This window comes from Lentibacillus songyuanensis (genome assembly GCF_039548255.1).
In the GTDB taxonomy this organism is placed as follows: Bacteria; Bacillota; Bacilli; order Bacillales; family Amphibacillaceae; genus Lentibacillus_C; species Lentibacillus_C songyuanensis.
This window is the reverse complement of record NZ_JBCLVH010000001.1, coordinates 257680-272921: the sequence shown is the minus strand read 5'-3', so window position 1 is coordinate 272921 and position 15242 is coordinate 257680. Positions and strand designations below refer to the sequence as shown.

Annotated in this window: 11 protein-coding genes; 1 reads left to right on the top strand and 10 read right to left on the bottom strand. The window is 42.3% G+C overall.

Features of this window, described 5'->3' with window-relative positions:
- Window positions 1-364 precede the first annotated feature (364 nt).
- Window positions 365-3574, top strand: a complete 3210-nt coding sequence (locus WMZ97_RS01280) for an efflux RND transporter permease subunit (RefSeq protein WP_343270237.1) — start codon at window positions 365-367, stop codon at window positions 3572-3574.
- A gap of 72 nt (window positions 3575-3646) precedes the next feature.
- Here the strand turns inward: WMZ97_RS01280 and WMZ97_RS01275 are convergent, their stop codons facing one another.
- From WMZ97_RS01275 to WMZ97_RS01230, 10 genes are all read right to left on the bottom strand, one after another.
- Complete coding sequence (locus WMZ97_RS01275) at window positions 3647-5110, bottom strand: aldehyde dehydrogenase family protein (protein ID WP_343270236.1); 1464 nt, start codon at window positions 5108-5110, stop codon at window positions 3647-3649.
- A 196-nt stretch (window positions 5111-5306) separates the two neighbouring features.
- Window positions 5307-5795 carry a preQ(1) synthase gene (queF, locus tag WMZ97_RS01270; RefSeq protein ID WP_343270235.1) on the bottom strand — a complete coding sequence of 163 codons (489 nt, stop codon included), beginning with the start codon at window positions 5793-5795 and terminating at the stop codon, window positions 5307-5309.
- Between the two features lie 30 nt (window positions 5796-5825).
- Window positions 5826-6419 (bottom strand): VUT family protein, encoded by a 594-nt coding sequence (locus tag WMZ97_RS01265; RefSeq protein ID WP_343270234.1) that lies wholly within the window; start codon window positions 6417-6419, stop codon window positions 5826-5828.
- Window positions 6406-7056, bottom strand: coding sequence for a 7-cyano-7-deazaguanine synthase QueC (gene queC, locus WMZ97_RS01260; RefSeq protein ID WP_343270233.1), 651 nt, complete (start codon window positions 7054-7056; stop codon window positions 6406-6408). Before queC ends, WMZ97_RS01265 begins: the two co-directional genes overlap by 14 nt.
- A gap of 111 nt (window positions 7057-7167) precedes the next feature.
- Entirely contained in the window at window positions 7168-8598 is a 1431-nt protein-coding gene (locus WMZ97_RS01255) for a PTS mannitol transporter subunit IICB (RefSeq protein WP_343270232.1), read from the bottom strand.
- Window positions 8595-10754, bottom strand: a complete 2160-nt coding sequence (locus tag WMZ97_RS01250) for a BglG family transcription antiterminator (RefSeq protein ID WP_343270231.1) — start codon at window positions 10752-10754, stop codon at window positions 8595-8597. Before WMZ97_RS01250 ends, WMZ97_RS01255 begins: the two co-directional genes overlap by 4 nt.
- A gap of 74 nt (window positions 10755-10828) precedes the next feature.
- The gene (gene xylB, locus WMZ97_RS01245) at window positions 10829-12319 is read right to left on the bottom strand and encodes a xylulokinase (RefSeq protein WP_343270230.1); all 1491 of its coding nucleotides are present in this window, start codon (window positions 12317-12319) and stop codon (window positions 10829-10831) included.
- 86 nt (window positions 12320-12405) lie between these two features.
- Window positions 12406-13413, bottom strand: coding sequence for a zinc-dependent alcohol dehydrogenase family protein (locus tag WMZ97_RS01240; RefSeq protein WP_343270229.1), 1008 nt, complete (start codon window positions 13411-13413; stop codon window positions 12406-12408).
- A gap of 112 nt (window positions 13414-13525) precedes the next feature.
- The gene (locus WMZ97_RS01235; protein ID WP_343270228.1) at window positions 13526-14341 is read right to left on the bottom strand and encodes a carbohydrate ABC transporter permease; all 816 of its coding nucleotides are present in this window, start codon (window positions 14339-14341) and stop codon (window positions 13526-13528) included.
- A complete protein-coding gene (locus tag WMZ97_RS01230; protein ID WP_343270227.1) occupies window positions 14338-15237 on the bottom strand; it encodes a carbohydrate ABC transporter permease in 900 nt (299 codons plus the stop codon). The genes WMZ97_RS01235 and WMZ97_RS01230 overlap by 4 nt, the downstream gene beginning before the upstream one ends.
- Between the last annotated feature and the right edge of the window lie 5 nt (window positions 15238-15242).

The window sequence follows — 15242 nt, the reverse complement described above, 5'->3', positions numbered from 1 at the left end:
AGTCCTTTTTTTCCTTGTTGTTATTCATTATGACCAGCTAGTCACATTTTGTCAATAAAGTGACGCTTCATTCGGTCGGGCCTTTTCACCCCGCTAAATATAAAAGTTGGATTAATTGAAGAATAATATTTGTATTTATCCCTTGATTTAGACCACCGAGTCAATTAATATAGGATATGTGACTTTTATAACATAAATCTGTCCGAATTATCGTTGTTTCCAAATAAAACCAGTAAATAGACGTAGGTATTATGCAACGTTTATGACTGACCAGTCAGCACAGGAAACATTTTGGAATAATGAATGGGGTTCGAAACATGGCATTAGACAGATAGAAACATACCATACAGGGGAGTGTGAGAAATTGAAAAGCATCATCAACTTTGCCCTGAACAACAAGTTCGCCATATGGATTCTTACCATACTAGTTGTTGTTACAGGACTTTATTCTGGCATGAACATGAAACAGGAAACCATGCCGGATATTACCTTACCAAATATCTCGGTCGTAACGACGTATCCCGGTGCAGCCCCGGATGAAGTCACGGAAAAAGTGTCCGAGCCAATCGAGCAAACTGTGCAAAATCTGGAAGGAATAGAAACGGTCTATTCCTCATCCATGGCCAACGCATCGTCCATTCAGTTGGAATTTGACTTTGATACCGACATGGATGAGGCACTCAATGAAGTGAAAGAGGCCGTGTCGAACACAGACTTGCCTGACGGTGCAGAGGACCCGAATGTTTCACGTCTCAGTATCAATGCCTTTCCGGTCATTGCTTTGAGTATCAGCAACCCGGATCAATCGATGGAAGCATTGACAAATACAGTAGAAAAAGATGTCGTGCCTGCATTAAAAGGCATCGATGGGGTGTCCGATGTCCAGGTGACCGGACAGCAATTACAAAAAGTGACCATTGACTTTGATCAAAAGAAACTGGATAAGTACGGATTAACAGAAGAGACCGTACAGCAATTGATTCAAGGGTCTGACATCACCTATCCGTTAGGGTTGACCAACTTTGATAAAGAAGTGAAAAACCTTGTCATTGATGGAAACGTTGCTAGTATCAAAGACTTAAAGAAATTGAAGATACCATATACGCCTGCACCGGCAGATCAAGGCCAGGCTAGTCAAGATCAAATGGCTGGGATGCAAGACCAGATGCCTGACGGTGATGCAGCACAACAAGACGGTATGCCGGGAACTGATCAAGCCCAACAAGGCCAAATGCCTGACGCTGGGCAAGGACAAGCGGATAAACAGCCGGAAATCCCAACCGTCTCCTTAGATAAATTGGCTGATATTAAACTTGTAAAAGAATCAGAATCTATCTCCAGAACCAACGGCGAAGATTCCATTGGTATCCAAGTTGTCAAAGCGGCAGACGCGAATACCGTGAATGTCGTCAATGACGTAAAGGACCAGATGGACGAATTTGAAAAAGACTTGGGGATCACCTCAGTGTCCACATTCGACCAAGGGGAGCCAATTGAAGAATCTGTCAGCACCATGATGAACAAGGCATTGTTTGGTATTATTTTTGCTGTCATCATCATTTTATTGTTCTTGAGAAGCTTTAAAACGACACTTATCTCGATCGTGTCGATTCCATTATCATTATTGATTGCCATTTTTGTGCTCCATTATATGGACATCACCTTAAACATCATGACCCTTGGTGCATTAACTGTCGCCATTGGACGTGTTATCGATGACTCCATCGTTGTTATGGAAAACATCTATCGGCGTATGGCATTATCAGATGAGAAATTACGTGGCAAAGAATTGGTCAGGGAAGCAACACGGCAAATGTTCATCCCGATCTTGTCATCGACGATCGTAACGATTGCTGTATTCTTGCCAATGGGCTTAGTGCACGGGCAAATAGGCGAATTATTCATGCCGTTTGCGCTCGCCGTCGTATTTGCACTGGCAGCATCCTTACTCGTAGCCATCACGGTCGTACCAATGCTGGCTCATTCTTTGTTCAAAAAACGATTAAACAGTTCAACAGCCGGTAACAACGAAAAAGCGGAAAAGAAACCAAGCGCACTAGCCCGTTTTTATAAGCGTATTTTAGAATGGGCATTAAACCATAAAATTATTACCTTTGGCGGTGCAGTGGTTGTGCTTGTATTAAGCTTGTTCCTGCTGCCGCTCATCGGTGTCAACTTCCTGGCCGACGAAGAACAAAAAATGGTCATGGCAACCTATACACCGGAACCAGGGGAAACCCATGATGAAGCGGAAGCAACTGCTGCTGATGCGGAAGATTTAATCAGCAAACGCGATGGCATCACCACGTACCAATATTCGCTCGGTGGCGGAAGTCCGATGGCGATGATGGGAATGGGTGGCGGAGAAAATTCCGCGCTATTCTTCATTGAATATGACGAGGACTATAAGAATTTTGATGAAGAAAGTTCTAAAATCATCGAAGACTTGAACAAACAAACAGATATTGGTGAATGGAAAAGCATGGACTTCGCTAGTATGGGAAGTGGCATGGAGTTATATGTCTACGGGGATAACCTAAAAGACATTCAAAAAACTGCTGGTGACGTGGAAGATATCCTGAAAGATAACAAGGATCTAGAGAAAGTCGATTCCAGTATTTCCGAGGCGTATGATCAATATACGCTTGTTGCCAATCAGAAAAAATTGAGTAAATACGGATTAACAACAGCACAAATCGGTATGAGCCTAAGTGACATGGGCGAAAACTCCCCCATCACCACTGTGAAGCAAGATGGGGAAGATGTAGACGTCTATATGGAAGTAGAGAAAAAAGATTACAAGAGTATCAAGGATTTAACCAATATGGATATTGATACGCCACTTGGAACAACCATTAAAGTCGGCGATGTAATGGATGTCAAGGAAGGAAAATCACCAGATACCATTGAGCGCCAGAACAACAAAATGGTCGCTTCCGTTTCAGCTGACATTAAGACCGATGATGCGGGAACCGTATCCGCTCAAGTACAGAAGAAAATTGACAAACTCGACACGCCAAGCGGTGTCAGCGTAGACTTCGGCGGTGTGACGGAGGAAATCAATGATTCCTTCACACAACTTGGTTTGGCCATGCTCGCGGCAATTGCGATTGTATACTTTGTACTTGTCGTAACCTTCCATGGCGCATTGGCACCATTTGCTATCCTATTCTCGTTGCCATTTACGATTATTGGCAGTCTCGTTGCCTTATGGATCGCGAACGAGCCATTGAGTGTATCAGCCATGATCGGTGCACTAATGTTAATTGGTATTGTCGTGACAAATGCGATTGTCTTAATTGACCGTGTTATCCATCAAGAAAGAGAAGGACTCGCGACAAGAGAAGCACTGCTGGAGGCAGGATCAACAAGACTTCGTCCAATCCTGATGACAGCACTTGCGACGATTGGCGCATTAATTCCGCTTGCGATTGGCGCAGAGGGCGGCGGTCTAATTTCTAAAGGACTCGGCATCACCGTTATCGGCGGCTTGATCAGTTCAACGCTCTTAACACTTGTGATTGTACCAATTGTGTACGAGGTGCTTGCTAAGTTCCGGAAAAAAGAATTGTAGAAGATAAAAAGACAGCTGGTTAGATGACCAGCTGTCTTTTGTGTTATCTGACGGTTTATAAAGCAATTACCGTTAAAATGGAAATTCCCGATATTCCTTTTGGACGGAAATCCACTTCATTTTGGTAAACTCATCAATGACCCACGGATTACCAAACCGGCCCATACCACTTTGTTTGTTACCGCCAAATGGAATATTTGCGGCATCATTAACGGTTTGATCATTAACATGGGTCATGCCTGCGTCAATCTTTAACCCATATGCTTCGCCTTTTTGCAAATCAGATGTAAAAATAGCAGACGTCAATCCATACTGTGTATCATTCGCTAATTCAATCGCTTGCTCATCAGAATCTGCTCTAATCATTGATACCACGGGGGAAAATAATTCGGATTGTGCGATATCATCTTGATTAGCGACATCCACAAAAACATACGGGGTCAATACATTCCCGATCCGTTTTCCTTCAAGTCCCAGTTTTGATCCGTTCTGTTTCGCCTCCTCTATCATTCCCTGAACCTTTTCCAATTGACTCTGATTAATTAATGGCCCGATCACTGTATTTTTATCGGTTTGATCACCATAAGGTAATGCAGCTGCACGTTTGATAAACTTGTTGGTGAACTCCTCATATAAATCTTGATGGACAATGATCCGGTTCACACACATGCAAATTTGTCCCTGATGCATGAACTTACCAAAGATGGCAGCATCTACCGCCTTATCAACATCAGCGTCTTGTAATACAATAAATGGATTATTTCCTCCGAGCTCCAATGCCACTCGTTTTAAGTGCTCACCAGCAATTTTTCCAATCTGTTTCCCAACATTTGTTGAACCGGTAAAAGCGATCAGCTGGACAACTGGATTTTCCATCATTTCGTTACCGATTTCCTCAATATCGGTTAAGACAGATTGAAACACCCCTTTCGGCAATCCTGCATAATCAAATGCTCTAGCCAAAATAGAGCCGCCAGTCAGGCCAACCTGTAGATCTGCTTTATGCACAACCGTATTCCCTAGCGCAATGGCGGGTGCAATCGAGCGCATCGATAAATTCATCGGAAAGTTAAATGGCGAAATCGATGATATAACCCCAAGCGGCTGTCGGTATATCCGATTGACCTTGCCTTCAATAGATGACTCCACTTCCTTTATTTCTTCCCCGGCATCCATATACGCAAATGTTTCTTGGAGCACATCAATTGTCAAATTTAATTCCAATTCGGCCTTTAACAGTGTTCCACCCGTCTCTCTGCTGACAATTTGAATAATTTCATCCTTATTATTTTGCAAAAACTCCGCTGCTTTACGAAAAATCTCTTTACGCTGCTCCACCGATGAATGTGCCCAATCCTTCTGACACATTTCCGCTACTTTATAGGCTTCCTTCATCTGATCCAGTGACGCAATGCTAACGGTAGTAATTACCGTATCATCATACGGATTCAATATATCATACGTTCTGCCAGTGTTACCCTCTGCCCATTCTCCATTTAAATAACTTTTATTATAATCCACTGCAACGTTTTCCATGTTTATCAACTCCTCTATGCCTATCGTTCGCTTGTTATGATGGATTATACAAAAAGTAATTCCCGATTTTTCTAAATAGAAATCATAAGGGGCGCTTCCTTTGCTTCACTAGCATGGAACCGCCCCTTGATTTTCTTTCAGCATGGTCATCTTACGCAGATATGAAATGGACCACTTTAATGAATGAAGTTTTACGTTACCTATTATCCACTTTTTCCGGATAAAGATCATGCTGCATTAATCGTTTGCTCGCCATCTCTTCAAAAATGGTGCCCAGCTTTCCATAATTGCAATACGGATCAATCGATATTCCACCACGTGGTGTGAATTTCGCCCATACTTCAATATACCTTGGGTCCATGAGTTCAATTAAGTCCTTCATGATCAGATTCACACAGTCTTCATGGTATGCCCCATGATTTCTAAAACTGAACATGTACAACTTTAATGACTTGCTTTCTACCATCCGTACATCTGGAATATATGAAATATAGATGGTTGCGAAATCCGGCTGACCTGTCATCGGACATAAACTCGTAAATTCCGGAATATTGAACTTTACAAAATAATTATTTTCCTGATGCTGATTTTCAAATGTCTCCAGCACTTCCGGGCAGTATTCATAATTGTATTTTGTATTCTGATTACCTAACAGTGTCAGGTCCTTTGTATCGCTCTCTTTCATACTTGTTCTCCTCCTTCATTCTATCCCTGTCTATCGTGCGGTCCGTAATTTGTTTGCCATTACTTGTTCCTGTGTTGTGATATTAGGCTCATAGATTCCCAATTTCATAACGAAATGCCTTATTCCACCTGCTACGATCAACTGCATCAGGGCTTTAGCCACCCATTGACCGGCTACGGCATACAAAACCAAATCCCATGGAACGTATCCAAGCCCAAGAGGTCCGATACCAATAATGACAAACACAGCTGAATCAAGCAATCCGGCGACAACCCCTGAATACATGACCCGCTTAACAAAAGGGAGTTTAAAACGTGTATATATTTCGGTATCTGTTGTTTCCGATATAATAAAACTTAACGTTGAAGCGAATACCACCCATAATGCATCACCCAATAAATGACTGGTAAGCGCCGACAATGCAAGTGCAGCAACAATCCACAGATACGTTTTTGCCCGGCCATACCTGTTCTGAACCATGTCACGCATGACAAGCGTTAATCCGATAAATAACGTTCCATACGGTATGATAAATAAACCCAAGTTAAGCGGCGCAAATTTGGCAGTAATCACGTTTGCAAGTACAATCGATAATAAGTATATAAACACTCTATACACGCTCATACGCTCCTTCCAGGTAAGCTGTTAGACCTTGCTTTCTTAACCTGCAAGAAGGGCATTCGCCGCAACCGTCACCAATAATTCCGTTATAGCATGTAGTTGTATACGCTCTGATATATTCCAGCCTGCCCATTTGGTCCGCCATTTTCCATGTTTCTGCTTTATTTTTCCACATTAACGGCGTGTGAATGTCAAAGTGAGTGTCCATGGCAAGGTTCAGTGTCTGATTCAATGACTCGATGAAATCGTTGCGGCAATCTGGATAGCCACTAAAATCAGTCTCACTGACACCGGTAATCACATGTCTTGCACCAATACGTTTTGCGTAAATCGCCGCAAAGGATAGAAAAATATGGTTCCTGCCCTCGACGAATGTATTTGGTACCTTCCCCGTCTCGTCAATATCCATATCCTTTCGAGTCATGGCATTTTCGGTTAGCTGATGAAGTAAGGACATATCTAATACGGTATGCTTTACCCCCAGATCTTTCGCAATCTTCTCTGCAGAATCAAGCTCCGAAATGTTTCGTTGCCCATACAAAAAAGTGACGGCTTCAACGATGTCAAACTTCTCCAATGCCCAGAGAAGACAGGTTGTTGAATCTTGCCCGCCACTAAATACGACTACTGCTTTTTCCATATGTAATTCCTCCTAGTTTTTATTAAAGAGGGGATGGTTGCGAACCCTCTGTATATAGTATAAATGATGCAGCCATCTTTTTTAAGGGGAAAAGATATCAATTGGCCTTGCTTATTTGAAAGTTAGTTCCTGAACCAATCGATCATAAGCCTTCATGTCCGTAAATGACCGAAGTGAATAATATTTCTTATTTGGTGCAACATTTTTCACCGTTGACAGCAGGCGCTCGTGACAAATAATTAAATCACAGCTGGAAGAAATTTCATTAATAGATGCATTCTCTACGGAAATTGGTAAATCTGTCTGTTGAAGTTTTTTCCTCAGCATGGCCGCTCCCATTGCACTAGAACCAATCCCCGCTTCACAAACAAAACAAATCGAATGGATCACAGCGCCCCTCAATAACGATTCATCCGGTTCATCCATTGTATTTGCTTTCAGTTTCGTATTATCCACTTTTTCTTCTTGCGGCTGTGACAGTTTACCACTTTCGGTTAATTGATAAAATTTGTGTATGGTTTCTTTTGTATCCCACACTGTAGGTGATTGTGAAACATTTCTCAGCAATAACAGACTGACAAGAAACGATGTAAGCGCTGATAAAAGAATGCCGAATAAAACGAATAACATGTCTTCCTTAGGTGCAAGCCCAACAACAAGAAAAACACTGCCAGGCGAAGAAATAGCTACCAGTCCAACTTGAAACAATTGAAAACAAAAGACGCCAACCATCCCGCCCAAAATAAGAGAAATGATCAATCTAGGTTTCATCAGCACATATGGAAAATAAACTTCATGAATTCCACCGAAAAAGTGCACAGATGTAGCAAGTTTTGCTCCCTTTCTTTGCTCTCCTTTTGTTTTAAACCAGTAAGCCAGAAGAATTCCCAATCCAGGTCCAGGATTTTGTTCGATTAAGAAAAATATCGATTTGCCTAATTCATTCACTTGGTGAATTCCAAAGGGAGCCAAGATTCCAAAGTTAACAATGTTATTAAAGAATAATACTTTGGCCGGCTCCACAAAAACGGACACAATCGGAAGCCAGAATGAATTAGCGATTGATTGCAATAACCCAAGCGCCAGCCCCATCCCTGTTGAAAATACCTTTCCTATGTATAAATAACAAAGCAACGTTAATACAAACGCGGCACAGGCAGTCACTATATTTCCGATTAAAAGTTCATACCCTGCGCCAGGCAACCGCTTAATAATATATTGATCAATTTTCTTTATCCCCCAGCCTGCTACTGGCCCGATTATCATTGCACCAAGGATCGCCGGAACTGTACTGGAAAGTGTCAGGCCAAATGTGGCTGCCGCTGCAACAGTGGCGCCCCTTTGGCCTCCAATTAACCTGCCACCGGTAAAACCTATCAGCACAGGCAGTATGGTATGGTATACCGGATTCACAAGTTGCATAATCGTTTCATTGTACCACCAGCCGTAATTACCAAAAATCACACGAATAAAACCAACAGCAATGATAATGATTATATTTTGATATACCATCGCACTCAAAAGCTGGGCGAATTTCCTCATTTTTCTTGTAACTCCTTCACCATGGAAGTTATCCGTTCTTTATATGATCTCGTCAATACCATTTCAAATAGACGCTTCACCTCATGATCTGTTCCACTGATGACCCCGGCTAAAAAGGCATCATCAATAAATGACGCAGGAATTTCACTAATCATTTTCATATGTTCTTCAGGGGCTTCCATCGGTATAACCAGCAATATCATTGCCTGTACACGCTGTTTTGTTCCATCATCTCCATACCACAATACAGGTGCATCCGTGCGAAACACAGCAACTACAGGAGCTTCCACCCCTTTAGATTTCGTATGTAACATTGCCAAACCTTCTAACATAAAACCACCCTGCTGTTCACGTGATTTTAAATCATTCCGTAATATATCCATATCCGTAATAGCCGCTGCGTCCTTCATCCTATCAAGCAGGCTTGAAACTCTATCAGAACCAAATTCCACATGCTTATATACATGAAAAGTCCTTAATAGTTGCATCATGCCTTCTCCATAGACTGCAAGAGATAAAAGTGAGGAAGCCTCGTCGTCTTTTTTCTCATCACTATTTTGTAATGGCAAAGGATTTTCTGCCGCATGCATATGAATGGTACTGACTAAGGTGTTCCTGATTTTCCCTAAATCTTCTTTGTTCAAAAAAGGACTCACAACCACGATATTGATATCACTTACAACAGACAGATTCACCGTGGAAATAATGACATCAATAGTACGATTATCTTTTAACCACTCCGTCAGTTCATTCACGGAGATGACAGCTTCTACTTCCAGATTAGACACTTCAGAACGGATTTTTGTAGCTAGATACATAGATGTACCAAGGCCACTTGCGCAAACAACCACCGCTTTATAATGTTCCTTCATGTAATTCTTAATTCTAAGCACAGAAGCCCCTACATGCATAGACAGATAGCCAATTTCATCTTCCGGGATCAAATACCCTGTCTTTTCCGTCAGTACAGCACAGGCCTGTTCACAGGCGACAAAGACATCACGATAATTTTCCTTTATTTTATCCAGCATCGGATTGTGTATTTGCAAGCCATATTTCAAGCGATTGAATACCGGAACAAAGTGGGAGACCAATCCTTCAAACAACAGCTTATCCCCATCAAAGGGTTCATCAAGATAATGTTCAATCGATCGAATGAAGCTTTGTGTCAGTTCAATCCACATGAACGCTTCATTGCTCTCATCCTCTGAAGCAATCTTTTTGGACACCTTAGCACCCGCCAAATGGAGAGAAATATACTTTATTTCAATTTCAGGGAACGTTAAGGTAAATACCTCCTCCAAGCGACAGACAATTTTTTGAGCTATTAAAACTGTATCCGCATCTAAAGGTTCCCAATGACTTAAATTGGTATAATCTATGACCTTGCCACTCTGGATTCTTTCCATTGCTAACACGATATGAATGATAAGGTTGACGTAATTTCTATCCGTCAGTATATAATCCGGCTGTTCCTCCAGTACATCATGCAATGCGCGATCAACATCTATTATTTTATCCGGCTGTACGAATTTAAGCAGCCTGTTGCGTACGACAGAACCTAATTTCCCATACAAAATTTCATCGTCTGCATTCGACTCCCGAAAAAGCTCAAGCCAATCTTCAAATGTAATATCCTTATGCAGCAAACGGGATAACAGTGTTCGCCGTTGTTGCTCTGTCCCATCAATATAGATACCGATCCCCGGTGAACGTTCAACTTTGACACCACTCTCCTCGAAGGCTGAACTGATCTTATCCAAGTCATAGGATATAGTTGCCACAGAGACACCAAACTTCGAACTGAAATAGCCTTGTTTCAATGGCTCGTTTGATAATAATAGATCATAGGCGATGCCTTCTTGACGTTCCTCAGGAGAATAGGTAGTCATAATTTGTGCTTGCTGCAATTGTGCGTTCAACTTCTCTATATCTTCATCAGTTCCTTGCAGTTGAAGACCCGAACCAATTTTTCTTGATATCTTAATATTATACCTTTCTAGAACTGGTGCAAGGGATCTGATCTCTCTCTGAATCGTCCGTACACTCAGTTTAAAGTAATCTGAAAGAAGTTTATAGGAGATTGGCTTGTTTTCATTCATGAATGTTCGCAGTAATTCCTGTTGCCGTGAACTCAAAAAAATGGATGGTTCCACGCCTTTTCACTCCTTTCTGTTTCAAAGGGAGTTTCCCCCCGGTAATCGTTCCCAAGCATGAATCATGTCTGATTTTAAGCACGGAACAAAGGTTTTACCTGTTCATATATTTTTTGATACATTTGATAATCCACATCATACTTTTTTGCATTTTCACGAATAGTTGCCGTCTCATTGCGAGCGCTAAAAACTGCCGGAAAATCTTTGGGACTGTTCCAAATTCCAGCTCCCAAACCAGCCAACAATGATGCCCCATATGCCGGGCCTTCCCTGCCATCAAAAAACGTCAATTGCCGGCCTAACACATCTGCCAAGATTTGTCTCCAGGCGGCACTTTTGCTTGCCCCACCCGTAACGTACAAATCTTTAATAGACACATGGCACCGCTTGATCAATTCATAACAATCCTTTAAGCTGTATGATACACCTTCCAAAACAGCTCTAGTAAAGTGATTACGGGTATGATGATAATGCATACCGAAGAAAACACCTCTTGCATTCGGATCATTATGGGGTGTACGCTCACCGTTCAAATATGGTAAATAATATAACCCCTCTGAACCCGCCGGTATCGCATCAACCCCGGTAAGAAATGCATCAAATGTCTCTTTAGAAAACGTCTGTTTAAACCAGTTCAATGACATTCCTGCAGATAATGTTACACCCATCGCATGCCATGTATCTGGCACACAATGACAAAACAAATGCAGTGTGGTCAACTGTGCATCATCATTTACAGGAGGAAGCTCCTTTATTGGTGCAAAAACAGTTCCCGATGTACCAACACTAACAATACCTGAACCTTCTTCATAGATTCCATTACCAAGAGCCGCCGCTGCGTTATCTCCGGCTCCCGCTACAATCCTAGTTCCGTTTTGCAATCCTGTCAGACCCGCGGCATTTGCAGACACTTCACCGACAATTGCCTGACTTTCATGTACCTTCGGGAGCCATTCAAATGGAATATGGAGCGCTTCCATTATTTCTGTCGACCAATCTCGTCCTTGCGTATCAAATAGTGCTGTACCACTGGCATCGGACACATCGCAGGAAAAGACCCCGCTCAATTGAAAGACAATATAATCCTTCGGCAGCATGATGTGTCTGATTCTTGCGTATCTCTCGGGTTCATTCTTTTTGATCCATATTAGTTTCGGTGCTGTAAAACCTGGCAGTACAGCATTGCGTGTGATCGCTAACGTCCTATTCCTGCCCACTGCCTGTTCAATTTCTTCGCATTCTTTTTTCGTTCGAACATCATTCCATAAAATAGCATTACCCAGCACTTCCTTATTCCTATCCAATAATACCAGACTGTGCATCTGTCCGGAAACACCAATCCCTTTGATTTGATCCGCCTTAATTCCCTTTGCCCAAATTTGCTTTAATGATTCGATTACAGCATGCCACCATTGGCGGGGATCTTGTTCAGCCCATCCGGCCTTTGGCACATCAAAATCATAAGCATGACTGCCTTCTCCAACAATCTGTCCCTTTGTATCTACTACAAGCACTTTTGTTCCCTGTGTACCGATGTCAATTCCCATTAACAATTCCATATCCATCTGATAACCCCTTATCGACAAACGGGAAAAGCCACACTTTTTGTGACTTTCCCCATTTCGTTTTGATTGTTATATAGTTTTATTGGTCACAATTTGATTTGTACTTTTAAATCGTTTGGATCCCTCGGTCCTGTCAAAAAGTCAATGGTATCCTCAAGCGATATTTCTTTGGTGATGATATGCTGTAAATCAATCCGTCCATTCTTCACCCACTCATACGCAGGAAGGAACGTGTGATTGATTGCCATGGTGCCTAGTATCGTCCAATCATTATTATAAAGTTTAAAGGTATCCACTGCCACCTTGGATTCCTGCGGCGTGACACCGAACTGCAGGTACGTCGCCGTTTTCCCCAAATAATCAAATGCCTGTTCAATCACCTTTGGGATCCCGGTAGCATCGATCACGACATCAAACCCATGTGGATACATATCTGCATTTAATTCCTTTGCACTGTTTTCACTTAAGACACCCTTCGTCGCCCCCCATTCTAATGCCATATCAAGCTTTTGCTGCGAGATATCCACTACGACGACTTCAGATGCCCCAGCCATTTTCACGGATTGGACAAGCTGCTGTCCCATGGCGCCGGCTCCAAATAAAAGTACTTTGTCACCCACTCGCAAATTCAAACGATTCATCCCGTGTACGACACATGCCATCGGCTCAATGAATGCCGCTTCGGCAAATGACATAGAATCAGGTATCTTTACAACATTGCTGCTGGGGACTTTGACATACTCAGCCATGCTTCCATCCACTGTGTTACCCAATGCCCCCCAGTTTTCACACTGGTTGCCGCGATTGGTAAGGCAAAATTCACAATGCCCGCAAAAAAGCGACGGATCGGCCGTTACTCTTTCTCCCACTTGAAATCCGTTTACATTTTCTCCAATTTCATACACCGTACCAGAGAATTCATGTCCCGGTATAATCGGATATGGCGAAAGAAACTCTCCTTGGAAAATATGAATATCGGTCCCGCAAATGCCGATATTCTCCACCTTGATGGTGATTTCATCGGCTCCCGGTGTTGGGTATGGAACCTCTTTAATAGCAGCGAAGTACGGTTTTTCGATGACTAAAGCCTTCATTTGTGATCCTTTCCTTTCCATTCAAAGTTGTCTATTGTTTATCAATAATGGCCACCCTCTTCACAGACGGCACATGTACGTTGGTTATGCTGCTTCTATTTTGTTTGTCCTTTTATCCTTTCACTGCTCCCATTGTCAATCCTCGTACCAGCTGTCTCTGGGTAAACCATCCCAAAATGATAACCGGTAAGATGGATATAGATGCAGCGGCACACATTTTAGCCCAGAACAGTCCCTCCTGTGTCATATAGGAAGCCATGTATACTGGCAACGTTGCTGCATTGGTATAACTCAAACTAACTGCAAAAAAGAATTCATTCCAGGCAAACACCATCGATAATAGTGCGGTTGATAGCAGCCCCGGCCTCACAAGCGGTAACACAACTTTAAAAAATGCTTGTAACCCGGACGCGCCGTCAACCTGTGTCGCTTCAATGATTTCGTAGGATACATCATGAAAAAAGGACCGCATCATCCAAACAATCAATGGTACATTCATCCCAGCATAAAGCAATGTCAGCGAAAGCAAGGAATCTAACAGATGTACATGATTAAATAGCAAGTACAATGGGATAATAATTCCCGCAACAGGCAGAAACCTGGTGGAAATCATCCAAAATAAAATATCGTCCCTGCGTTTTACCTTCAATAATGCCAAAGCATAGGCAGCAGGAACCCCAAGCAGAAGTGCCAGTACGGTTGACGCCACTGTAACAACAACAGAGTTGGCAAAGAACCCACCGATTCCGGCCTGCCAAACAATCTCGAAGTTTTCCAATGATGGCTTGAAAAAGAGGGTAGGTGGAATGTTAATGGCTTCGCTTTCTGATTTAAATCCAGTGATAAAAATCCACAGAATCGGGAAAAAGAACAAAATAGCAATGACATAGGTAAGCAGTGTCAGTGAGCCGGATGCAATTTTCTTCATGATTGTTCCTCCCTAAACATACGACGTAATACTTTAAACATGAACATCATCATAACAATGGTTAATATGACCGTTACGACACCAACTGCCGACGCTTCACCGATGTCCCAATTCTGGAAACCGGCGCGGTAAACCAGAAATGACAGGTTGGTAGAGGCATAACCCGGACCACCCGCTGTCGTGACATAAATTTCACCAAATACCTGCAAGATGAACATCAGACCCAACAAAAGCACAACCTCGATGTACCTGACTAGATGCGGAATCGTCACATGGATGAACTGACTAATTTTGTTTGCACCATCCAGTTGTGCCGCTTCAATCAATTCAACAGGAAGCGACTGCAGACCAGCTAATAGGATCAGCATAAAAAATGGTGTCCACATCCAGGACACGATCAATATAATGGATGTAAGCGGGTGTGCTGATAACCAGTCAATCGGTGCTTGCCCGAATACATTTGCAAAATAGGAAGACAAACCGAAATTCGGATTATACATCAATGTTTTCCATACGATTGCCGACACTGTTGGCATCACAAAGAAAGGCGTGATAAACATTGTTCGGACAATACCTTTGGCAAAAAAATTGCGATTCATCAGCAACGCAAATACAAAGCCCAACAGGAAACAAATGATTAAAACAGCAACAGTAAGGGTTACCGTATTCCCAAATACTTGGTAAAAACTCGATGATGTCAGGATCTTCTTAAAATTTGCCAGCCCTTTAAATACAATACCTTTATCCGGCCGCAATAAATTCCAATCTTGAAAACTATAATAAATGGTTATCAAAAAAGGAATTTGCGTGATGATGATCAGATATATGGCGCTTGGCAATATCAGTCTTTTAACAGGAGGCTGGTTCAATTTTCTCTTTTTTTTAGCTGCTTGCATACTCA

Bases quoted from the DNA above. Each gene is read 5' to 3' on its own strand.
- WMZ97_RS01275 (WP_343270236.1), bottom strand. From the start codon at position 5,110: ATGGAAAACGTTGCAGTGGATTATAATAAAAGTTATTTAAATGGAGAA.
- queF (WP_343270235.1), bottom strand. From the start codon at position 5,795: ATGAAAGAGAGCGATACAAAGGACCTGACACTGTTAGGTAATCAGAAT.
- WMZ97_RS01265 (WP_343270234.1), bottom strand. From the start codon at position 6,419: ATGAGCGTGTATAGAGTGTTTATATACTTATTATCGATTGTACTTGCA.
- queC (WP_343270233.1), bottom strand. From the start codon at position 7,056: ATGGAAAAAGCAGTAGTCGTATTTAGTGGCGGGCAAGATTCAACAACC.
- WMZ97_RS01255 (WP_343270232.1), bottom strand. From the start codon at position 8,598: ATGAGGAAATTCGCCCAGCTTTTGAGTGCGATGGTATATCAAAATATA.
- xylB (WP_343270230.1), bottom strand. From the start codon at position 12,319: ATGGATATGGAATTGTTAATGGGAATTGACATCGGTACACAGGGAACA.
- WMZ97_RS01240 (WP_343270229.1), bottom strand. From the start codon at position 13,413: ATGAAGGCTTTAGTCATCGAAAAACCGTACTTCGCTGCTATTAAAGAG.
- WMZ97_RS01235 (WP_343270228.1), bottom strand. From the start codon at position 14,341: ATGAAGAAAATTGCATCCGGCTCACTGACACTGCTTACCTATGTCATT.
- WMZ97_RS01230 (WP_343270227.1), bottom strand. From the start codon at position 15,237: ATGCAAGCAGCTAAAAAAAAGAGAAAATTGAACCAGCCTCCTGTTAAA.